This window comes from Xanthomonas sp. NCPPB 1067 (assembly GCF_020783795.1).
GTDB classification, from domain to species: domain Bacteria; phylum Pseudomonadota; class Gammaproteobacteria; order Xanthomonadales; family Xanthomonadaceae; genus Xanthomonas; species Xanthomonas melonis.
In genome coordinates, this window is sequence record NZ_JAJGQG010000010.1 from 111,818 (window position 1) to 133,950 (window position 22,133).

Annotated in this window: 21 protein-coding genes and 1 tRNA gene; all 22 read left to right on the forward strand. The window is 63.8% G+C overall.

Annotation, left to right across the window (positions count from 1 at the left end):
* The first annotated feature begins 7 nt into the window (after positions 1–7).
* The 22 genes from infC to LL962_RS10325 all read left to right on the forward strand — a co-directional run bounded on the left by infC (position 8) and on the right by LL962_RS10325 (position 22,055).
* Complete coding sequence (gene infC, locus LL962_RS10220) at positions 8–550, forward strand: translation initiation factor IF-3 (protein WP_104587566.1); 543 nt, start codon at positions 8–10, stop codon at positions 548–550.
* A 242-nt stretch (positions 551–792) separates the two neighbouring features.
* On the forward strand, positions 793–990 hold the full coding sequence (gene rpmI, locus LL962_RS10225) for a 50S ribosomal protein L35 (RefSeq protein WP_002811096.1): 198 nt from the start codon (positions 793–795) through the stop codon (positions 988–990).
* A gap of 10 nt (positions 991–1,000) precedes the next feature.
* Positions 1,001–1,360: a 50S ribosomal protein L20 gene (rplT, locus tag LL962_RS10230; protein WP_003484828.1), complete on the forward strand. Its 360-nt coding sequence runs from the start codon at positions 1,001–1,003 to the stop codon at positions 1,358–1,360.
* 336 nt (positions 1,361–1,696) lie between these two features.
* Positions 1,697–2,692 (forward strand): phenylalanine--tRNA ligase subunit alpha, encoded by a 996-nt coding sequence (pheS, locus tag LL962_RS10235; RefSeq protein ID WP_228316813.1) that lies wholly within the window; start codon positions 1,697–1,699, stop codon positions 2,690–2,692.
* Between the two features lie 115 nt (positions 2,693–2,807).
* Positions 2,808–5,186, forward strand: a complete 2,379-nt coding sequence (gene pheT / locus LL962_RS10240) for a phenylalanine--tRNA ligase subunit beta (protein ID WP_228316814.1) — start codon at positions 2,808–2,810, stop codon at positions 5,184–5,186.
* A 21-nt stretch (positions 5,187–5,207) separates the two neighbouring features.
* Positions 5,208–5,507, forward strand: coding sequence for an integration host factor subunit alpha (locus LL962_RS10245; RefSeq protein ID WP_002811076.1), 300 nt, complete (start codon positions 5,208–5,210; stop codon positions 5,505–5,507).
* Positions 5,488–5,844 carry a MerR family transcriptional regulator gene (locus LL962_RS10250; RefSeq protein WP_005995911.1) on the forward strand — a complete coding sequence of 119 codons (357 nt, stop codon included), beginning with the start codon at positions 5,488–5,490 and terminating at the stop codon, positions 5,842–5,844. The genes LL962_RS10245 and LL962_RS10250 overlap by 20 nt, the downstream gene beginning before the upstream one ends.
* A 61-nt stretch (positions 5,845–5,905) precedes the next feature.
* Positions 5,906–5,982 (forward strand) — tRNA-Pro (locus LL962_RS10255).
* Positions 5,983–6,451: 469 nt separating this feature from the next.
* Entirely contained in the window at positions 6,452–7,150 is a 699-nt protein-coding gene (locus LL962_RS10260; RefSeq protein WP_228316815.1) for a polysaccharide biosynthesis/export family protein, read from the forward strand.
* Entirely contained in the window at positions 7,132–8,571 is a 1,440-nt protein-coding gene (locus tag LL962_RS10265; RefSeq protein WP_228316816.1) for a GumC family protein, read from the forward strand. The genes LL962_RS10260 and LL962_RS10265 overlap by 19 nt, the downstream gene beginning before the upstream one ends.
* A 242-nt stretch (positions 8,572–8,813) precedes the next feature.
* Positions 8,814–10,268 carry an undecaprenyl-phosphate glucose phosphotransferase gene (locus LL962_RS10270; protein ID WP_104587563.1) on the forward strand — a complete coding sequence of 485 codons (1,455 nt, stop codon included), beginning with the start codon at positions 8,814–8,816 and terminating at the stop codon, positions 10,266–10,268.
* A gap of 94 nt (positions 10,269–10,362) precedes the next feature.
* On the forward strand, positions 10,363–11,652 hold the full coding sequence (locus LL962_RS10275) for a polysaccharide biosynthesis protein GumE (protein ID WP_167395340.1): 1,290 nt from the start codon (positions 10,363–10,365) through the stop codon (positions 11,650–11,652).
* The gene (locus LL962_RS10280) at positions 11,649–12,734 is read left to right on the forward strand and encodes an acyltransferase family protein (RefSeq protein ID WP_228316817.1); all 1,086 of its coding nucleotides are present in this window, start codon (positions 11,649–11,651) and stop codon (positions 12,732–12,734) included. Before LL962_RS10275 ends, LL962_RS10280 begins: the two co-directional genes overlap by 4 nt.
* A 13-nt stretch (positions 12,735–12,747) precedes the next feature.
* A complete protein-coding gene (locus tag LL962_RS10285) occupies positions 12,748–13,824 on the forward strand; it encodes an acyltransferase family protein (RefSeq protein ID WP_228316818.1) in 1,077 nt (358 codons plus the stop codon).
* 61 nt (positions 13,825–13,885) lie between these two features.
* The gene (locus LL962_RS10290; protein ID WP_228316819.1) at positions 13,886–15,028 is read left to right on the forward strand and encodes a glycosyltransferase family 4 protein; all 1,143 of its coding nucleotides are present in this window, start codon (positions 13,886–13,888) and stop codon (positions 15,026–15,028) included.
* Positions 15,025–16,074, forward strand: coding sequence for a glycosyltransferase (locus tag LL962_RS10295; protein ID WP_228316820.1), 1,050 nt, complete (start codon positions 15,025–15,027; stop codon positions 16,072–16,074). Before LL962_RS10290 ends, LL962_RS10295 begins: the two co-directional genes overlap by 4 nt.
* Positions 16,071–17,573 carry a lipopolysaccharide biosynthesis protein gene (locus LL962_RS10300; protein WP_228316821.1) on the forward strand — a complete coding sequence of 501 codons (1,503 nt, stop codon included), beginning with the start codon at positions 16,071–16,073 and terminating at the stop codon, positions 17,571–17,573. The genes LL962_RS10295 and LL962_RS10300 overlap by 4 nt, the downstream gene beginning before the upstream one ends.
* A gap of 64 nt (positions 17,574–17,637) precedes the next feature.
* A complete protein-coding gene (locus tag LL962_RS10305; protein ID WP_104587557.1) occupies positions 17,638–18,837 on the forward strand; it encodes a GumK N-terminal domain-containing glycosyltransferase in 1,200 nt (399 codons plus the stop codon).
* Between the two features lie 39 nt (positions 18,838–18,876).
* On the forward strand, positions 18,877–19,671 hold the full coding sequence (locus LL962_RS10310; protein WP_104587556.1) for a polysaccharide pyruvyl transferase family protein: 795 nt from the start codon (positions 18,877–18,879) through the stop codon (positions 19,669–19,671).
* Positions 19,672–19,678: 7 nt separating this feature from the next.
* Positions 19,679–20,470, forward strand: a complete 792-nt coding sequence (locus tag LL962_RS10315) for a WecB/TagA/CpsF family glycosyltransferase (protein WP_104587555.1) — start codon at positions 19,679–19,681, stop codon at positions 20,468–20,470.
* 29 nt (positions 20,471–20,499) lie between these two features.
* Positions 20,500–20,961, forward strand: a complete 462-nt coding sequence (locus LL962_RS10320) for a cupin domain-containing protein (protein ID WP_104587647.1) — start codon at positions 20,500–20,502, stop codon at positions 20,959–20,961.
* An 80-nt stretch (positions 20,962–21,041) separates the two neighbouring features.
* A complete protein-coding gene (locus tag LL962_RS10325) occupies positions 21,042–22,055 on the forward strand; it encodes a TraB/GumN family protein (RefSeq protein ID WP_104587554.1) in 1,014 nt (337 codons plus the stop codon).
* Positions 22,056–22,133 lie beyond the last annotated feature (78 nt).

Sequence of the window (22,133 nt, forward strand, 5' to 3'; positions counted from 1 at the left end):
GATTCCCCTGGGAGATTGCAATATCAGTACCCCTGACAACAAACAGAACCGCAAGAACCAAGAAATCCGTGTGCCGCGCGTCCGCGTGATCGGCAGCGACGGAGAGATGGTCGGCGTGTTGTCGCGCGACGAAGCGCTCGCCAAGGCCGAGGATGAAGGCCTGGATCTGGTCGAAATCCAGCCGCAGGCCGATCCGCCGGTCTGCAAGATCATGGATTTCGGCAAGTTCAAGTTCGAGCAGCAGAAGAAGGCCAACGAGGCCAAGAAGAAAACCAAGCAGGTCGAGATCAAGGAACTCAAGTTCCGGCCGGTCACCGACGAGGGCGACTACCAGATCAAGCTGCGCAACATGCGCCGCTTCCTGGAAGAGGGTGACAAGGTCAAGGTCAACATTCGCTTCCGTGGTCGCGAAATGAGCCACCAGGAACTGGGGCGCGAGATGGCTGCCCGGATCGAGGCCGACCTGGGCGACGAGATCATCATCGAGTCCCGCCCGCGCCTGGAAGGGCGGCAGATGGTCATGATGATCGCGCCCAAGAAGAAGGTCTGAAGCGCTGCACCGTGGCGGCCCCGACCGGGCTGGCCACGGTGACAATGACGCCGATTTGCAAGAATTCCCGGTAACGGGTAGACTGCGCGGCCCGGTTTTGCCGGGGCGCCGCGTGAGCGGTACCAGGACCTGTCCGGATCGTGTTCGATCAAGGACTTACAAGCAGGCAAGGGCAAGGATGGAAAGCGTGGTCGCAAGACTGCCGCCCGTGTCAGTGACAAAACACCATCAAGGACATAGCAATGCCCAAGATCAAGACCAACCGGGCGGCGGCCAAGCGTTTCCGCAAGACCGCCTCCGGCAAGTACAAGTGCGGCCACGCCAACCGTAGCCACATCCTCACGAAGAAAGCGACCAAGCGTAAGCGCAACCTGCGGCAGACGAACCACGTTCGTGCCGAGGACGCTGGCCGTCTCGATCGTATGCTTCCCTACCTCTGAGGACTGACCCATGGCACGAGTAAAGCGTGGCGTACAGGCGCGTCGCCGCCACAAGAAAATTCTGACCCTGGCAAAGGGCTACTACAACGCACGCCGCAAGGTCTTCCGCGTTGCCAAGCAGGCGGTCATCAAGGCGCAGCAGTACGCCTACATCGGCCGTAAGCAGAAGAAGCGTAATTTCCGTTCGCTGTGGATCACCCGCATCAATGCGGCTGCCCGCATCAACGGCCTGAGCTACAGCCGTTTCATGAATGGCCTGCTCAAGGCGGGTATCACCCTGGACCGCAAGGTGCTGGCCGATATCGCCGTGCACGACGCCGCCGGCTTTGCCGCGCTGGCCGAGAAGGCGAAGGGCGCGCTGGCGGCGTAAATGCAGGTCCCTCTGCAAGAGCCCGCACATCCATGTGCGGACTTCTTAACGAGATAGTCCCTCGCAGTAGCCCGCACGCCGTATGTGCGAGTCCCTCGCAGGAGCCCGCACATCCATGTGCGGACTTTTGACAGAAGCGAGTCATCGTCAGTAGTCACACCTCGGTGCGGATGCTTTCGATGCGTGAAACGCAGAGATGCAGGGGGAAGGGCGCGAGTCCTTCCCCTTTTGCGTTTTTGCGAAGCCACCAGATGGGTGATGGCAGGTAGGTGCAGTGACAATGCGTTCCGGTGCATCCGGAAACACCGTTCGGCTAGCAGTTGAGGCGCAAGTGCAATGAGTGAAATTCAATCCCTGACCGAGCGCGCGCTGGCCGATGTCGCTGCCGCGCAGACGCCTGAGCAACTGGAAGCATTGCGGGTGGCCTTGCTGGGCAAGAGCGGCAGTGTTACCGCCCAACTCAAGCAGCTCGGCACGCTGCCGGCCGAGCAACGCAAGGCTGCCGGCGAGGCCATCAACCAGACCCGCGACGCGCTGACCGCAGCGTTGGCGCAGCGCAAGAACACGCTGGAAACCGCTGCATTGGACGCGCGCCTTGCCGGCGAGCGTATCGACGTCACCTTGCCGGGGCGTCGCAGCGAACGTGGCGGCCTGCACCCGGTCACGCGTACGCTCGAGCGCATCGTCGAAATCTTCGCGCGGCTGGGCTATGAGTTGTCCGATGGCCCGGAGATCGAAGACGACTGGCATAACTTCGAAGCGCTCAATTTTCCGCCGCACCATCCGGCGCGCGCGATGCACGACACCTTCTACTTTGGCGACGGCCGCCTGCTGCGCACGCATACCTCCGGCGTACAGGTGCGTTACATGGACGCACACAAACCGCCGTTGCGCATGATCGCCGCCGGCAAGGTGTATCGCTCCGATTCGGATCAGACCCACTCGCCGATGTTCCATCAGGTCGAAGGTCTGCTGGTGGATGAGCACTCCACCTTCGCCGACCTCAAGGGCACCTTGTCCGAGTTCGTGCGGGCGTTCTTCGAGCGCAATTTTGAGATGCGCTTCCGTCCCAGCTATTTCCCGTTCGTGGAGCCGGGCGCGGAAGTGGATATCGCCTGGCAGCAGCCCGATGGCAGCACGCGCTGGCTGGAAGTGCTGGGCTGCGGCATGGTGCACCCGAACGTGCTGCGCAGCGTCGGCATCGACCCGGAGCGCTACACCGGTTTCGCCTTCGGTCTGGGCGTGGAGCGCTTCGCGATGCTGCGCTACGGGGTCAACGACCTGCGCGCGTTCTTCGAAAACGATGTGCGCTTTCTCAGGCAATTCGCCTGACGGCGGGGATTGGGGATTCGGGATTGGGGATTCGCAATAGCGCCCCGGTCCGCCCCAGACTCCCTCGACACTTTTCAGCTAATCCTCAATCCCGAATCCCCAATCCCGGCCCCTCATGAAATTCTCTGAAAATTGGCTGCGTAGCCACGTCCCGATCCAGGCCAGCCGTGAGGAGTTGGCTGCGACGCTGACCGCGATCGGTCTGGAGGTGGAAGAGGTCACACCCTTGGGTCAGGCGCTGGGCCAGGTAGTGGTGGCGCGGATCGTCGAAGCGGTGCGCCATCCCGAGGCCGATCGGCTGCAGGTCTGCAGTGTGGACGCAGGGCAGGGCGAGTTGCTGCAGATCGTGTGCGGCGCGCCCAACGCGCGCGCCGGTCTGGTAGCACCGTTGGCGCTGGTCGGTGCGCAGATCGGCGAGCTCACCATCACCGCGGCCAAGCTGCGCGGTGTGGCATCCAACGGCATGCTGTGTTCGGCCAAGGAACTGGGCCTGGACAGCGATGCCGCCGGCCTGTTCGAGCTGCCTGACGACGCGCCGGTAGGGCAGGCGCTGGCCGAGTACCTCGGTCTGCCGGATGCCAGCATCGAGATCAAGCTCACTCCCAATCGCGCCGATTGCTTCAGCGTGCGCGGTATCGCCTTCGACGTGGCTGCCGCCTGCGCCAGCGAAGTGGTGGCGTTCGACGCCGCCGCGGTGGCGTCGGTGTCCACGCGGACGCTGGCGGTGGAGCTGGAGGCCGGCAAGGAGGCGCCGCGTTACTGCGGGCGCGTGATCGAAGGCATCGATCCGGCTGCGACCACGCCGCTGTGGCTGGCCGAGCGCCTGCGCCGCAGCGGCGTGCGCCCGGTGTCGTTGCTGGTGGACATCACCCAGTACGTGATGCTGGAGCTGGGCCAGCCGATGCATGCCTTCGACCTGGATACCTTGCAGGGCCCGATCGGCGTGCGCCGCTCGCGTGCCGGCGAGCAGCTGGCGCTGCTGGATGGGCGGCAAGTGACCCTGGACGACAGCTTCCTGACCATCACCGACGCCGGTCGCCCGGTGGCGCTGGCCGGGTTGATGGGCGGGCTGGACACGCGGGTCACCGAGACCACCCGCAACGTATTCCTGGAGTCGGCATACTTCGACCCGGCCGCGATCATGGGGCGCGGCCGCAAGCTCGGCCTGCACACCGATGCCGGCCATCGTTTCGAGCGTGGCGTGGACCCGGCGCTGGCGCCGCAGGCGATCGAAGTGGCTACCCGTCTGGTGCTGGAGCTGGCCGGCGGCACGCCGGGCCCGGTGGTGCACGCGCAACTCCCCGAGCATCTGCCCCAGGCCGCGCCGATCCTGCTGCGTCGTGCGCGCATCGCGCGCGTACTCGGCATCCACATCGACGATGCGGATGTCGTGCGCATCCTGAGCGCGCTGGGCATGCAGCTCGCACCGGTGACCGAGGGCTGGCAGGTGATGGCGCCGAGCCGTCGCTTCGACATTGCCATCGAGGAAGACCTGATCGAGGAGCTGGCACGCATCCACGGGTACGACAGGGTGCCGACCACCTTGCCCGGCGGTGCCAGCCGGATCGCAATGCCCAGCGAGACACAGCTGGATGAGTTGAGCGTGCGCCGCCAGCTGGTGGCACGCGAACTGCAGGAAACCATCAACTATGCCTTCGTCGATGCCGCCCTACTGCAGCGCTGGCAATTGAGCGAGGGGCTGGTACCGCTGGCCAATCCGCTCAGCGCGGAACTCGCCATCATGCGTCCGCGGTTGCTGCCGGGCCTGGTGGCGACCCTGGGCCGCAATGCGGCGCGCCAGGCCGGGCGTGTGCGCCTGTTCGAGCTGGGCAAGGTGTTCGCTGCGGGAGGCGATACCGGTGCGGCGCCGCGCGAGGCGCAGCATGTTGCCGCAGCCGTGTGCGGCGATGCCCTGGCACTGCAATGGGGCGAAACCGCGCGCAAGGTGGACTTCCACGATGTGAAGGGAGATCTGATGGCGCTGGCTGCGGCCAGTGGCGCGGTGCTGGAGTTCCGGCCGTCGACGCAGCCGTTCGGGCACCCGGGGCGTTCGGCCGACATCTACCGCGATGGCGCCTGCATTGGCTGGATCGGGCAGGTGCATCCGCGCCTGTGCAGGGCGATGGAGATCGACGTGGACGTGGTCGCTTTCGAACTGGAACTGGCGCCGCTGGTGCAGCGCGCCCTGCCGAGGGCTGGCGAATTGTCGCGGTTCCCCTCGGTACGCCGCGACCTCGCGTTCCTGGTACCGGAGCAGGTGAGTTGGGCGGCGCTGTCGGCCAGCGTGCAGACCGCGGTCGGGCCCTTGCTGCGCGAGGTGCAGTTGTTTGACCGCTACGTCGGCCAGGGGGTCGAGCCAGGTTTCAAGAGTCTGGCTATGGGCTTGATTTTGCAGGATAACTCGCGCACTCTCACCGACCGGGATGTGGATGCGGTGGTCGCCGACGCGGTGGCTGTGGTGGAGCGCGAACACGGCGCCCGGATCCGGAGTTGAGGCGGTAACCAGGGGATTGGCATGGCATTGACGAAAGCGGAGATGGCCGAGCGTCTGTTCGACGAGGTCGGTCTGAACAAGCGCGAGGCAAAGGAATTTGTCGATGCGTTCTTCGACGTGCTGCGCGATGCGCTGGAGCAGGGCCGCCAGGTGAAGTTATCGGGTTTCGGCAACTTCGACCTGCGGCGCAAGAATCAACGGCCCGGTCGCAATCCCAAGACCGGTGAGGAAATTCCGATCTCGGCCCGCACGGTGGTGACCTTCCGCCCGGGCCAGAAACTCAAGGAACGGGTGGAGGCTTATGCTGGATCCGGGCAGTAATCGCGAGCTACCGCCGATACCGGCCAAACGCTACTTCACCATCGGTGAGGTCAGCGAACTGTGCGACGTCAAGCCGCATGTGTTGCGCTACTGGGAAACGGAATTTCCGAGCCTGGAGCCGGTCAAGCGGCGTGGCAATCGACGCTATTACCAGCGCCACGACGTACTGATGGTGCGCCAGATCCGCGGCCTGCTCTACGAGCAGGGCTATACCATCGGCGGTGCACGCCTGCGCCTGGAGGGTGACGGGGCAAAAAGCGAATCGGCGCTGAGCAACCAGATCATCAAGCAGGTGCGCATGGAGCTGGAAGAAGTGCTGCAGTTGCTGCGCCGCTAGGAAAACGTTTCACAAAGCCGCTATAATCGCAGGCCGCCCTCGCGGCGGGATGCAGCATCTTCGGGGTATAGCGCAGCCTGGTAGCGCACTAGTCTGGGGGACTAGTGGTCGTCGGTTCGAATCCGGCTACCCCGACCAAACAACGAGCCCATGTCGTCATGACATGGGCTTTTTTGTTGCGTCGCAACATCCCTGCGTGCACGTCTTCACGCAGCCATGGATATGCTGATCGGCGTATCACGTGCAACGTGCGAAATTAGCGCTAGCGCTTGCTCCATGCGGTCCTGCCCGCTTCGGGCGTGCATCACATAACTGCGCTAAGTGACCGAAATCGCTTCAAAACATTGCACACGGATACGGACGTGTATCACGTTTCGTTAACGCACTATCGACGAACTTGAATCAATAGGCCAACGCCGTCAAAAAAATGGCGTGTTGCGCCTTGCGATGCGTGGGTTCTGTGCCATAGTGCAGTGCAACACGTCATGTCTGTCGTGACTCCGACATGTTCGGAGTGATCCTCTGTCGTACGTTCGTGCTGGCGCGTTGGCCGGTTGAATGCTGCGCGAGCTCCTGTCCAACCCAACCGAGGCAGCCAGCCACACGCATGAAAAAACTGATCGGACGATTCTGCCAAGCCCTGAGCGTGGTGCTGATCTGCTCGATGACACTGGGCGCCTGCAGCACCGGAAAAGACATGGCGACCTCGTTGCCGCTCCCGGATCCGCTGGCCATGTCTGCCGTGCAACCCGAGTATCGGCTCTCGCCAGGCGACCTGCTGCTGGTCAAGGTGTTCCAGATCGACGACTTGGAACGGCAGGTGCGCATCGATCAGAACGGTCACATCTCGCTGCCGCTGATCGGCGACGTCAATGCGGCTGGCCTGGGTGTCGGTGAGCTGGAAAAGATGGTCGCCGACAGGTATCGCAACGGCTATCTGCAGAACCCGCAAGTGTCGGTGTTCGTGCAGGAATCCAATGGCCGCCGCGTCACCGTGACCGGCGCAGTCACCGAGCCCGGGATCTACCCGGTCATCGGCGCGAATCTGACCCTGCAGCAGGCCGTCGCGCAGGCCAAGGGCGTCAGCACCGTGGCGAGCCGCGGCAACGTCATCGTGTTCCGCATGGTCAAGGGCCAGAAGATGATCGCGCGCTTCGATCTGACCGAGATCGAGAAGGGGACCAACCCCGACCCTGAGATCTACGGCGGCGACATCATCGTGGTGTATCGCTCGGATGCGCGCGTCTGGCTGCGCACCATGCTGGAACTGACCCCCTTGGTGATGGTGTGGCGCGCTTACCGATGAGTATGAATTCTGACAATCGTTCCTCGCCGTCGCAGCGCCATGGACAGCTCGAGCTGGCAGACGTGAGCCTGATGGACTACTGGCGTGCTCTGGTATCCCAGCGCTGGCTGATCGCCTCGATCACCGTGGCTGCAGTGGTGCTGGCGCTGGGCATTACCTTGCTGATGCCGGAGAAGTATCGCGCCACGAGCACGCTGCAGATCGAGCGCGATGCGCTCAATGTGGTCAACGTCGAAAACCTGATGCCGGTGGAGTCGCCGCAGGATCGCGACTTCTATCAGACCCAATACCAGTTGCTGCAGAGCCGCTCGCTTGCACGCGCGGTGATTCGTGAGGCCAGGCTCGATCAGGAGCCGGCGTTCAAGCAGCAGGTCGAGGACGCGCTGGCCAAGGCGGCCGCAAAGAACCCGGAGGCCGGCAAGTCGGTGGACTCGCGTCAGGCGATCATCGAGCGCAGCCTGACAGATACGCTGTTGGCCGGGCTGGTGGTGGAGCCGATCCTCAATTCGCGTCTGGTCTACGTCAACTACGATTCGCCCGATCCGGTACTGGCAGCCAAGATTGCCAACACCTATCCGAAGGTGTTCATCGTCAGCACGCAGCAGCGCCGCATGAAGGCGTCCTCCTTCGCCACCAAATTCCTGGCTGAACGCCTCGAACAACTGCGCGCCAAGGTGGAGGATTCGGAGAAGCAATTGGTGGCCTATTCCACCGAGGAGCAGATCGTTTCGGTGGGCGACGACAAGCCCTCGCTGCCGGCACAGAACCTGACCGACCTCAATGCGCTGCTGGCATCGGCGCAGGATGCGCGCATCAAGGCCGAAGCGGCATGGCGCCAGGCATCCAGCGGCGATGCGATGTCGCTGCCGCAGGTGCTCAGCAGCCCGCTGATCCAGACCTTGCGCGGCGAGCAGGTTCGTCTGACCAGCGAGTACCAGCAGAAGCTGTCGACCTTCAAGCCGGATTATCCGGAAATGCAGCGACTGAAGGCGCAGATCGAGGAGTCGCGGCGGCAGATCAATGGCGAGATCGTCAACGTGCGCCAGTCGCTCAAGGCCACCTATGACGCCTCCGTGCACCAGGAGCAACTGCTCAACGATCGAATTGCCGGCTTGCGCAACAACGAGCTCGACCTGCAGAGCCGCAGCATCCGCTACAACATGCTCAAGCGTGACGTCGATACCAACCGGCAGCTCTACGACGCACTCCTGCAGCGCTACAAGGAAATCGGCGTAGCCAGCAACGTTGGCGCCAACAACGTGACCATCGTCGACACCGCAGATGTGCCTACGTCGAAGACTTCACCAAAATTGAAACTGAACCTCGCCTTGGGCTTCATCTTTGGCGTATTCCTGGGGCTGGCGGTGGCGTTGGTGCGTTACTTCCTGCGCGGTACCGGACAGGAACCGCGAGTGAACTGACATCGTGGTGTTGCAAAACGGTGGTTAATTGAAGTGACAACCGATTCAGCGTGGCAAAGAAGGGATCCAGTATGTTGCGGACTCTTCCAATGGAAAGTTTGTCTCTGTTGAAACAAAGGGCTGTCGGGCGATCTGGGGTCGGTAGGTATTACCGCGTGATCGCCCGGCGGAGATGATTGAAAGCTCGCGTGCGCTTCGTATGTTCCCCCGCATGCACCGTATCGAGTTTGGAGGACATCCCCATGCTTTTGGCAGACCTCAGTAGCGCGACTTACACGACTTCCTCGCCACGATTGTTGTCCAAGTACTCGGCTGCAGCCGATCTGGTACTGCGCGTCTTCGACCTGACCATGGTGGTCGTCTCGGGACTGATCGCCTACCGCATCGTGTTCGGTACCTGGGTGCCGGCTGCTCCGTATCGTGTCGCCATCGCCACCACGCTGTTGTATTCGGTGATCTGCTTCGCGCTGTTTCCGCTGTATCGCAGCTGGCGCGGACGCGGGCTGTTGCGCGAGCTGATGGTGCTTGGCGGCGCGTTCGGCGGTGTGTTCGCGCTATTCGCGGTGCATGCGCTGATCGTGCAGGTAGGTGAGCAGGTGTCGCGTGGCTGGATCGGGCTGTGGTTCGTCGGTGGCCTGGCGTCGCTGGTGGCTGCGCGGACCTTGCTGCGTGGCTTTCTGAATCACCTGCGTGCGCAGGGCGTGGATGTGCAGCGGGTGGTGGTGGTCGGATTGCGTCACCCGGTGATGAAGATCAACCATTATCTGAGCCGCAATTCCTGGGTCGGCATGAATCTGGTGGGCTATTTCCGTACCCCCTACGACATCGCCGTGACCGAGCAGCGCCAGTCGCTGCCTTGCCTGGGCGAGCCGGATGCCTTGATCGATTACCTGAAGCAGAACCAGGTCGAGCAGGTCTGGATCTCGCTGCCGCTGGGCGAGCGCGACCACATCAAGCAGTTGCTGCAGCGGCTGGATCGCTATCCGATCAATGTGAAGCTGGTGCCCGATCTGTTCGACTTCGGTCTGTTGAACCAGTCCGGCGAGCAGATCGGCAATACCCCGGTGATCAACCTGCGCCAGGGCGGTGTGGACCGCGACAACTACTTCGTGGTCGCCAAGGCCCTGCAGGACAAGATCCTTGCGGTGATCGCACTGATGGGCCTGTGGCCGCTGATGGCGGCGATTGCGGTCGGCGTGAAGCTGAGTTCGCCGGGGCCGGTGTTCTTCCGCCAGCGTCGCCATGGCCTGGGCGGCCGCGAATTTCATATGTACAAGTTCCGCTCCATGCGCGTGCACGACGATCATGGCCCGACCATCCAGCAGGCTACCCGCAACGACAGCCGCATCACCCGCTTCGGTGCCTTCCTGCGGCGTAGCAGCCTGGACGAGCTGCCGCAGATCTTCAATGTGCTGGGCGGCAGCATGTCCATCGTGGGTCCGCGCCCGCATGCCGCGCAACACAACACCCATTACGAAAAGCTGATCAATCACTACATGCAGCGCCATTACGTCAAGCCGGGTATCACCGGGTGGGCTCAGGTGAACGGTTTCCGCGGCGAGACTCCGGAGCTGCGGACGATGAAGAAGCGCATCCAGTACGACCTGGACTACATCCGTCGCTGGTCGTTGTGGCTGGATATCCGCATCATCGTGCTGACTGCCGTGCGCGTGCTCGGACAGAAGACAGCGTACTGATGAGGGCCGGACGCATGCGAACTGGCGCGTCCGGCGTCTGCGGCGGCTGCGTGGCAGCCGCCGCATTTCCGCAGGCGGCCGCATGCTGATCCGGATGGACGAGCAGACGCGTGTGCGCTGGCACAACGCGTTGATCGAGCTGACGTTGCTGGTGGGCGTCGGCTACAACCTGGTATTGGCACTGATCAACGCCAACGTGTTCACCGTCAGGCCGGTGATCACCTATGCGGTCGAATTCCTCGTCTACGGCGCCTGCTTCCTGCTCGGTCTGGGCTCGCTCAGCCGCAAGCGTCTGGCGTTGATCATCAGCGGGCTGGGACTGGTGGTATTGCTGATGTTCGTCCGGTTCCTGGTGAACTGGCAGATCGATCCGAAATTCTTCCGCGACGCACTGGTGGTGTTTGCGTTCGTGGTGCTCGGGTCTGCCTACACCGGTTCGCTGCCCAAGTTGTTCATCCGCATGACCATCATCGTGTCGCTGGTCGCTGCGTTCGAGCTGGCGATGCCCATCGCATACGGCGACCTGGTCAATCCGAAGAGCTTCTTCGTCAATGCGCGTGGCATGGCCGCAGAGGGATTCTGGAACGAGGACAGCAATCTGTTCGTCAGCGCGACACGCCCTGGTGAGCGGAATTTCCTGCCGGGTTCCAATCTTCCGCGCGCCTCCTCGATGTTCATCGAGCCGGTGACCATGGGCAACTACATCTGTTTCTTCACTGCCATCGTGCTGGTGTTCTGGCGTTGGATGCGTCCGGCGGCACTGCTCCTGTCGGTTGGCTTGATCGGCTTCATGATTGTCGCTTCAGACGGGCGACTGGCCGCCGGTACATGCGTGTTGATGGTGCTGCTGGCGCCACTGTTGAAACGTCTGGACCAGCGATTGGCGTTCCTGCTGTTCTTGCTGGTGATCATGAGCGCGTGGTTGCTGGTCTGGGTCACCGGCATCACGGCATACCAGGACACCACCATGGGACGGGTGTTCTTCACCGTCAATTCGATGAACAATCTGTCGTTCAATTCGTGGTTGGGGCTGGACTTCGCGCAGGCGTATCGCTACTTCGATAGCGGGATTTCGTACTTCATCGCATCGCAATCCATCATTGGGGTGCTGGCCTTCCTGTTGTCGTATTCGTTCCTGCTGCTGATGCCGAGCAAGGAAGGGCAGCAGTTCAAGAACCTGGCCATCTTCGCGTTTTCGCTGAGTCTGTTGGTTTCCAACGGCTACTTCTCGATCAAGACTTCGGCACTGTGGTGGTTCGTATGCGGTTGTCTATGGCATCTGCGCCCGACCTGGTCCGCTGCGACCGTCGCCTCTGTGCCGAGCGGGGACGATGCGAATCACGCGCACGCCGGGACACCGATGCCCGCCGGAGCGGTGCGATGAGCAGCGTCGCCTCCGCTGCGGGCGGTACACGCCCAGCCGAGCTGCAGGCGACCGGCGGCGGGCGTGCACGTGATCCGCGCATCGATGCCGCCAAGGCGATTGCGATCCTGTTGGTGGTGTTCTGCCATGCCAAGGGCGTGCCGCACGGCATGACCTTGTTCGCCTACAGTTTCCATGTGCCGCTGTTCTTCCTGGTGTCAGGGTGGTTGGCGGCCGGTTATGCTTCGCGCACGACCAATCTGGCGCAGACCATCGCAAAGCAGGCGCGCAGCCTGTTGCTTCCCTACGCGACGTTTTATCTGTTGGGTTATGCGTACTGGCTGTTGACCCGGAACATCGGCGAGAAAGCCGCGCGTTGGGGCAGCCATCCGTGGTGGGAGCCGATCGTATCGCTGTTCACCGGCATCGGCCCGGACCTGTACGTGCAGCCGCCGCTGTGGTTCCTGCCGGTGATGCTGGTGACGGCGATCGCCTACCTGCTGTTGCGCCGCCTGTTGCCGCCGGTGGCGATCGCGCTGCTGGCGCTGCCGCTGGCATGGGGATGGATGCACTGGTTCCCGGGCCAGGGCATGCGGCTTTTCTTCGGCCTGGATGTACTACCGGTGTCGCTGTGCTTCTATGCGCTGGGCGCCTTGCTGGTCCACGTATCGCCGCATCTGCCCAGGGCACTGCCGGTAAGCGCGCTGGTGACGGTGCTGCTGGCCTCGGTGCTTATGTGGCTGTCGCAGCGCAACGGCCGCATCGACGTCAACATGCTGCAGTTTGGGCACGCACATGGGCTGTTCCTGCTCAGCGCGGTGCTGGGCTCGTTGATGGTGATCTGCGCGGCGCGGTTGGTGCAGGGTTGGTCCTGGATCCAGTGGATCGGCCGCAATACGCTGCTGATCCTGTGCACGCATATGCTGGTGTTCTTCGTCCTGTCGGGCGTGGCCGCGCTGGCAGGCGGGTTTGGCGGGGCGCGTCCCGGCCTGGGTTGGGCGGTGTTCGTCACCCTGTTCGCGCTGGCCGCGTGCGTGCCCATGCGCTGGATACTGATGCGTTTCGCGCCGTGGACCTTGGGTGCGCGTGCGGTGGCGGCATGACTGGCGCTGCAGCATGAGGGCCGCGCCGTTCTCTGTCGCCGGCAATGGCGCTGCCGCGCGGGCGATATCTGCGTCGGTGCGCGACCTGCAGATCGATGCGGCCAAGGCGGTGGCCATCGTGCTGGTGGTGCTGGGGCATGCCAGCGGCATGCCGCCGGCGTACAAGCTGTTCGCCTACAGTTTCCATGTACCGTTGTTCTTCGTGCTGTCGGGTTGGGTCGGGGAGCGTTTCGGTCGGCGCGCGCTGAACCTGGCCACGGTCGGGAAGCTGGTGCGCACCTTGCTGATCCCGTACCTGGCGTTCTTTCTGGTGGCGTACGCGCTGTGGCTGCTGACGGCGGTGATGAACGGCGCGTTGCAGCAACCGGGAGCGCCTGCGTGGTGGGACCCGTTCTCCGGCCTGGTGTGGGCCAATGGGGCACGTTTGTATGTGCTGCCGGCATTGTGGTTCCTGCCGGCGTTGTTCGTCGCCAGTCTGGCCTATCTCGCTTTGCGTGCGCGGTTGAGCGCTGCGGCGGTGGCTGCGCTGAGCCTGCCGGTGGCGTTGGCCTGGGCTGGCTGGTTTCCCGCGCAGCAGCTGCGCTTGCCGTTCGCATTGGACGTCCTGCCGATCGCCTTGTTCTTCCTCGCCGCGGGTGGCTGGTTGTCGCGCTTCGCCGACACCTTGCGCTCGCTAGGCGCAGTGGCATGGGCGATAGCGTTGCTGCTGACGATCGCCGCGTGGTCGTTGCTGGCTGTCACGAATGGACAGGTAGACGTCAATCGCCTGCAATTTGGTCACTCGGCCGGGTTGTTCCTGCTGGTCAGCCTGCTCGGCACGGCAATGGCCGTGTGCCTTGCGTATTTCCTGCGGGATTGGCGCTGGGTGCAGTGGATCGGCACCAACACCTTGCTGATTCTATGCACGCATACGCTGGTTTTTCTGGTGATCACCAGTGTAGTGGTGCGCAGTGGCGTGATCGATCGCAGCCTGATCGGTACGCCTGGATGGGCAATGGGATTGAGCGTTGTGGCGATCGCTGCCGCGGTGCCGATGCGTGCAGTGCTGGTGCGGGTGGCGCCCTGGATGTTGGGGTTGAAGGGTCGATGACGGGTTCCGGGATCATCAGCTGCGGTGGCGCGTGCGCCGCCGGCACAGGAGAGTGGTGTCAATGAAAGTGGTGCATGTCGTCCGCCAATTCCATCCTTCGATCGGAGGTATGGAGGAGGTCGTCCTCAACGTGGCTCGGCAGCATCGGGCCATCAGTGCCGATGCGGTGGAAATCGTCACCCTGGATCGGGTCTTCACCGATCCAGGGGCACGGCTCGCGTCGCAGGACGTCCACCAGGGCCTGCCGATTCGGCGGATCGGCTACCGTGGTTCGTCGCGGTATCCACTGGCGCCTTCGGTGTTGAGCGCCATCGGTTCCGCCGATCTGGTGCACCTGCACGGCATCGACTTCTTCTACGACTACCTCGCACTGACCAAGCCGCTGCACGGCAAACCGATGGTGGTCTCCACCCATGGCGGGTTCTTCCATACCGCCTACGCATCGCGCCTGAAGCAGCTCTGGTTCCAGACCCTGACCCGTGCCTCGGCTCTCGCGTACGCGCGGGTGATTGCGACCAGCGAGAACGATGGCGATCTGTTCGCCAAGGTCGTGGCGCCGTCCCGTCTGCGGGTGATCGAGAACGGCGTGGACGTGGAGAAGTATGCCGGGCAGGGCGCTTCGGCTCCCGGGCGGACCATGCTGTATTTCGGTCGCTGGTCGGTGAACAAGGGACTGATCGAAACCCTGGAGCTGTTGCAGGCCGCGCTTGCACGCGATCCGCAGTGGCGCCTGATCGTTGCCGGCCGCGAATACGATCTGAACGAGGCGGATCTGCGCAAGGCGATTGCCGAGCGCGGTCTGCAGGACAAGGTGCAACTGAGCATGTCGCCGTCGCAGGAGCAGTTGCGTGCGCTGATGCAGCAGGCACAGTTCTTCGTTTGCCTGTCGCGGCACGAGGGCTTCGGTATCGCTGCGGTCGAGGCAATGAGCGCTGGCCTGATTCCGATCCTGAGTGACATTCCACCTTTCGTGCGCCTGGCCACCGAATCGGGGCAGGGTGTGGTGGTCAATCGCGAGCGGATCGAGGCGGCCGCCGATCAGGTGCAGGCGCTGGCGCTGGCAGCGGACATCGACTTCGCCACGCGCCGCGCTGCCTCAATGGCGTATGTGAGCCGGTACGACTGGAAACACGTGGTGAGGCGCTACGTGGAGGAGTATCACGCTGCGCTGGGCACGCCGCGTCCGCAGGAGACGCGGCGATGAGCGAGCCTGCATCGACGGCGAAGAGGGCAGTGGCGCAGGCGCCGCATCTCACCGTGCTGTTCTCCACCGAGAAGCCCAACGCCAATACCAATCCTTACCTGACCCAGCTCTACGCGGCGCTGCCGGATGCGGTGCAGCTGCGCTTCTTCTCGATGCGCGATGCCTTGCTGTCGCGCTATGACGTGCTGCATCTGCATTGGCCGGAGTATCTGCTGCGGCATCCCAGTGCGGCAGGCACCCTGGCCAAGCAGGTCTGTGCGGCCCTGTTGCTGCTCAAGTTGCAGCTCACCGGTACGCCGATCGTACGCACCTTGCACAATCTGGCGCCGCACGAGGATCGCGGTTGGCGCGAACGCGCCTTGCTGGGCTGGATCGATCGGCTGACCCGGCGCTGGATCCGCATCAATGCGACCACGCCGCCGCGACCGCCGTTTACCGACACCATTCTGCATGGCCATTACCGCGACTGGTTCGCGACGATGGCGCAGGGCACCACCGTGCCCGGGCGGTTGCTGCATTTCGGTCTGATTCGCCCGTACAAGGGGGTGGAGACGCTGCTGGAAGTGATGCGCCAGGTGGACGATCCGCGGTTGAGTCTGCGCATCGTGGGCAACCCCGCTACGCCGCACATGCGCAGCCTGGTCGAACATGCCTGCGTGCAGGATCGGCGCATCGGTGCATTGCTCGCTTATGTGGAAGAGCCGGTGCTGGCGCACGAAGTGAGCGAGGCCGAGCTGGTGGTGTTGCCGTATCGGCAGATGCACAACTCCGGAACGCTGTTGTTGGCGCTGTCGCTGGCGCGGCCGGTGTTGGCGCCATGGAGCGAGTCGAACGCCGCCATCGCCGAGGAAGTGGGGCCGGGCTGGGTGTTCCTGTACGAGGACGAATTCGACGCGAGCTTGCTGGGCGGCATCCTGGACCGGGTGCGTGCCGCACCGCGTGGCGCTGCGCCGGATCTGTCGCAGCGCGATTGGCCGCGGATCGGGCAACTGCATTACCGCACCTATCTGGAAGCGCTGGGCAAGGATGGAGATGTTGCGCCGTGACTGCGGACATCCCTACGACGCCGCCTCCCGCGCCACCGCAGCGGAGCCTGGGCTCGCGTGCCGCCGGAGGTGCGGCGGTGACGATGCTGGGCCAGTCGGTCAAGATGGTGGTGCAGTTCGGCGGCATCATCCTGTTGGCGCGCCTGTTGACGCCATACGACTATGGCTTGATGGCGATGGTCACGGCGATCGTCGGGGCTGCGGAGATCCTGCGCGATTTCGGCCTGTCCGCCGCGGCGGTGCAAGCCAAACAGGTCAGTCGTGCGCAGCGCGACAACCTGTTCTGGATCAACAGCGGCATCGGGCTGCTGCTGTCGGTCGGCGTCTTCGCGTCGGCGCAGCTGATCGCCAACTTCTACAAGGAGCCGGCGCTCGTCACGATCTCGCAGGCGCTGGCCGTGACGTTCCTGATCAACGGCATGACCACGCAGTACCGCGCGCACCTGAGTCGCGGGCTGCGCTTCGGACAGGTGGCCCTGAGCGACGTGGGTTCGCAGGTCCTGGGCCTGGCGGCCGCGGTGGCTGCTGCGTTGCTGGGGTGGGGATACTGGGCACTGGTGGTGCAGCAGGTGGTGCAGGCAGCGGTCAACCTGGTGATCGCTGCGGGCTGCGCGCGCTGGTTGCCGGGTCGCTATCAGCGTTCCGCGCCGATGCGCGACTTCATGAGCTTCGGATGGAACCTGATGGCCGCGCAGTTGTTGGGATATGCCAGCCGTAACGTCGGGCAGGTGATCATCGGTTGGCGCGCAGGACCGGATGCGCTGGGCCTGTACAACCGCGCGTTCCAACTGTTGATGATGCCCTTGAACCAGATCAATGCGCCGGCGACGAGCGTGGCCTTGCCGGTGCTGTCGCAGCTTCAGGACGATCGCGAGCGTTTCGGTGCGTTCCTGCTGCGCGGTCAGACGGTGATGGTGCACCTGATCTTCGCCATGTTTGCCTTCGCCTGTGCGTTGGCGATGCCGTTGATCGTGCTGGTATTGGGCGAGCAATGGCGCGAGGCGGTGCCGCTGTTCCAGGTGCTGACCCTGGGCGGGATCTTCCAGACCGCGTCCTACGCCACTTACTGGGTGTTTCTTGCCCGCGGCCTGATGCGGCAGCAGTTGCTGTTCTCGCTGGTCAGCCGCCTGGTGTTGATCGGCTGCATCTTCCTCGGCTCGCGCTGGGGCGCGATGGGCGTTGCAGTGGGGTATTCGTTGGGGCTGCTGGTGACCTGGCCGCTGTCGCTGATCTGGGTGGGCCGGATCTCCGACACGCCGGTAGGTGCATTGTTTGTCAATGCGGTCCGCGCGATGGTGGCCTATGGCCTGGCTGGCACCTGCGCCTACTACGCCTCGATCTCCGTCGGCGGCCCGTTGTGGCAGCAGTTGTCCGTTGGCGCGGCGGTCATGGCCGCGGCATGCCTGTTGGCGTTGGGCATCTGGCCAGCGTTCCGCCGCGACGTGATCTCCATCCTCAACATTCGCAAACTGTTGTCCCAGGCCAAGGCACGCCGATGAGATCGACATCGCCTTCGCCAGCAGTGATGCATGCTCCCTCTCACTCATTCATAGGACACGGCCCATGAGCGACACACCCGCCGCCGCTTCCGGCATTCGCCGGCCCTGCTATCTGGTCTTGTCCGCACACGATTACCGCACGCCGCGCCGCGCCAACATCCACTTCATCACCGATCAACTCGCATTGCGCGGTACGACGCGTTTTTTTTCGCTGCGTTACAGCAGACTGTCGCGCATGAAGGGGGATATGCGTCTACCGTTGGACGAGACAGCCAATCGCGTGGTCACGCACAAAGGCGTCGACTGCTATCTCTGGCGCACCACGGTGCATCCGTTCAATACACGGCGGAGCTGGCTGCGTGCGGCCGAGGACGCGATGTTTCGCTGGTATGCGGCGCATCCCCCGCGTCAGCTGCTGGATTGGATGCGCGAGGCCGACGTGATCGTGTTCGAGAGCGGCATTGCGGTGGCTTTCATCGCCTTGGCCAAGCGCGTCAACCCGTCGGCCAAGTTGGTGTATCGCGCTTCCGATGGCCTGAGTACGATCAATGTGGCGTCCTATATCGAACGCGAGTTCGACCGGATGGCGCCGACGCTGGATGTGATCGCGCTGGTGTCCCCGGCAATGGCCGAGGAAGTGGCGAGCCGCGACAACGTCTATCACGTCGGTCATGGGGTGGATCACAACCTGGATCAGCTGGGTGATCCATCGCCGTACGGCGATGGCATTCACGCCGTTGCGGTTGGTTCGATGTTGTTCGATCCGGAGTTCTTCGTGGTCGCCAGCAAGGCGTTTCCGCAGGTCACCTTCCACGTCATCGGCTCCGGCATGGGGCGCCATCCCGGCTACGGCGACAACGTGGTGGTGTATGGCGAAATGAAGCACGCCGAGACCATCGGTTACATCAAGCACGCCCGCTTCGGTATCGCGCCTTATGCCTCCGAACAGGTGCCGGCGTACCTGGCCGACAGCTCGATGAAGCTGTTGCAGTACGACTTCTTCGGATTACCTGCGGTGTGCCCGAATGCGGTGGTCGGGCCGTATCAGTCGCGCTTTGGCTATACCCCGGGCGATGCCGATTCGATCGTCGCTGCGCTGAGACAGGCATTGGAGGCGCCGCACGTGCGTTACCGCCAGTGCTTGAACTGGGCCGATACCACCGACCGCGTGCTGGACCCGGCCGCGTATCCGGAGACGCGTTTGTACCCGCAGCAGGCCGGATCGGCTACGCATGCTTCCACGGAGGCTGCGCTTTCGCATTGAAGCGACGCACCTTTCTTTCGTTTGAGGAGACCCTTTGTAATGGCCAACGCTTTGCTGCAGAAATGGGTAGAACATGCCGAGCGCCGTGCATTGTTCTGGTGGCAGCCGAAAAACGCGGGCGTGAATATGGGGGACCACCTGTCCAAGGTGATCGTGTCCTGCGTGTTGTCGCTGCAGGACAAGACGTTGCTCGAAAAGCGTGATCTGAGCAGGAAGCTGATCGCGATCGGCTCGGTGCTGCACTTCGCCAAGGATGGCGACACCGTGTGGGGCAGCGGGATCAACGGCAAGATCCCGGCCGAGCGCAATGCCTTCAGCACGCTCGATGTACGTGCGGTTCGCGGCCCCAAGACCCGGCAGTTCCTGTTGGAGCGCGGCATCGCGGTGCCGGAGGTCTATGGCGATCCCGGATTACTGACGCCGATGTTCTTCCCGGCCGAGGCGCTGGGCCAGGTGCAGAAGCGTTCGTTGGCCATCGTGCCGCATTTCAACGAGCCGGTCGAAAAGTACAGCGCGTATGCCGAGCATCTGGTGTTCCCCAACGTCAAGCCGGCGACCTTCATGAGCCAGTTGCTTGGCGCGGAACTGGTCGTCAGCAGTTCGCTGCACGGGTTGATCCTCGCCGAGGCCTATGGCATTCCGGCGGTGTACCTGGATTGGGGTAACGGCGAAGACCGCTTCAAGTACGACGACTACTACTACGGTACCGGGCGCACTCAGTGGCATTCCGGCAATAGCGTGGAAGAGTGTCTGCAGTTGGGCGGCAACGGCAGCTTCGACGTGCAGGCGTTGCAGGCCGGTTTGCTGGCGGCGTTCCCTTACGATCTTTGGTGATCCGACGATGCAGAGCCAGGGGATGGATGTGGAGACGACCACGGCGGCCGGGCAGGCGGCGCCAGCGGGCGTGGTGATACCGCTGGGCGGCTTTGCGGTGATGTCCACGACCCAGGAGGCGTTTGCGCTGGACCTGTTCCATGCCCTGGCCGCGCAGCAACCGCGTCGGGTGTTCTTCGCCAACACCAATTTCGTGGTGCAGTGCCAGGGGCTGCGCATGCGCATGCGCGAGCCCAGCGTGCGTATCGTCAACGACGGCATCGGCATGGATCTGGCGGCACGCCTGATCCATGGCCGCCGCTTTGCCGGCAATCTCAATGGCACCGACCTGATCCCGTATCTGTGCCGGCAGAGCGCGCACCCGCTCAAATTCTTTCTGTTGGGCGGCCGGCCCGGCGTCGGCAAGACCGCTGCGGCCAGCTTGACCGACACCCTGGGGCAGCAGGTGGTCGGCATCTGCGATGGGTATGGGGAGTTCGCCGCCGCCGGCGAGGGGCTTGCCGAGCGCATCAACCGCTCCGGCGCAGACGTCTTGCTGGTGGCGTTCGGCAATCCGCTGCAGGAACGCTGGATCCTCGACCATAGCCACGCGCTGCGTGTGCCGTTGGTGTTCGGGGTCGGGGCGTTGCTCGACTTCCTTTCCGGCACCGCCAAACGGGCGCCCGATTGGGTGCGCAGGCTGCATCTGGAATGGATGTACCGGTTGCTCAACGAGCCGCGCCGCCTGCTCAAGCGTTACAGCTGGGATCTGCTGGTGTTCTTCCGTACCTGCCTGCGCGCGGGCAAGCATCTGCCCTGATGCGCGCCGGCTGGCGCTACCATGCGCCGATGCATCCGACCGCCGCTGCCCTCATTCGTTCGCTTGAACTGTCGCCACATCCGGAGGGCGGGTATTTCCGTCGCGTGTACACCTCGGCCCGCCAGGTTGACGACCACGGTCGGCTGCGTCCGGCGCTGACCGCGATCCGCTTCCTGCTCGGTGCCGGCGAATGCAGTGCCTGGCACCGGGTGGACGCGGACGAAAGCTGGCACTGGCAGCAGGGCGATGCGCTGGAGTTGCTGGTCTACGATGAAATCTGTGGACAGCTGCAGCGTGTGATCCTGGATGCCGCCGAACGGGGCCAGCCGATGCACGTCGTGCCTGCAGGGCACTGGCAGGCGGCGCGCCCGCTGGGTGAGTTCACCCTGGTGGGGTGCACGGTGGCGCCGGGTTTCGTCTGGGAAGGTTTTGCGCTGCTCGATGCGGCGTCGCCGCTGGCAGCGCACCTGGCAACGCTGGTCCCGCGCTGAGAGTGTGCGACCGAACGCTTCCCTAACGCGATGATGCTGCGCTTCACGTAATGTCCGCTCAAACCAGGGGGCGATGCGCGATGCGACACAGGGCAGCGGTATGGGGGGCGGGCTTGATGCTGGCGTCGTTGCTGGCGAGCGCCAGCGAGACGCCGCCGCACGCGGGCGGGGCGATGCCGCCGGTGGTCGATCTGGAGGCGATGGTCGTCCGTGGCGAGCAGCCCGGACCCGGGCTATGGAAGGTGAGCAAGGGCGAGCATGTGCTGTGGATTCTCGGCACGGTGTCGCCATTGCCCAAGCGGTTGCAATGGCGGTCGACCGAGGTGGAAACCATCATCGGGCAGTCCCAGCAGGTATTGATGGCGCCAACCGTCCAGGTCGATGCGGATCTGGGCCTGTTCGGAAAGCTGGCCCTGTTGCCGTCGGCGATGAAGGCGATGAAGAACGAGGACGGCCGCGAACTGAGCGAGGTGTTGCCGGCCGACCTGTATGCGCGGTGGAGCGTGGCCAAGGCGCGTTACCTGGGCAGGGATCGCGGCGTGGAACGCAAGCGCCCGATGCTGGCGGCCGGCGAGTTGTACCAGGCAGCGATCAAACGTTCCGGCCTGGCCCGCGCGCCGGTGATCTGGTCGGTGGTGGAGCGCGCAGCCAAGCGTGCGGGCATCAAGCCCACGCCCACGGCGCTGGACTACAAGGTCAAGGATCCACGCCAGGCGCTCAAGGAATTCCGTGCCGGCGGCATGGACGACACCGCGTGTTTCCGCAGCATCCTGGTGACGGTGGAGCGCGACCTGCCCACCATGGTCGAGCGTGCCAACGCCTGGTCGGTCGGCGATATCGAGGCGCTGCGCCAGCTGCCGCGCGAAGATCCGCAGGCCGCGTGCATGAGTGCGATGGCCAGTTCCGGTGCGGCCAGAAAGCGCGGCATCGACGATCTGGAGCGGCGCATGCGCGAGCATTGGTTGAGCATCGCCACCACCGCGTTGCAACGCAATCGCAGCACCTTCGCGGTGCTGCCGATCAGTCGGCTGACCGCAACCGATGGCTATCTGGCCCGCCTGCAGGCGCTGGGCTATGCGGTGGAGGCGCCTTGATCGTCTGATCCGGCGCGTCGCCCAGGTTGCGGGAGCCGAGCCCGTGCAAGGTGCTGGCGGTGCACCCGGACGGCGCTG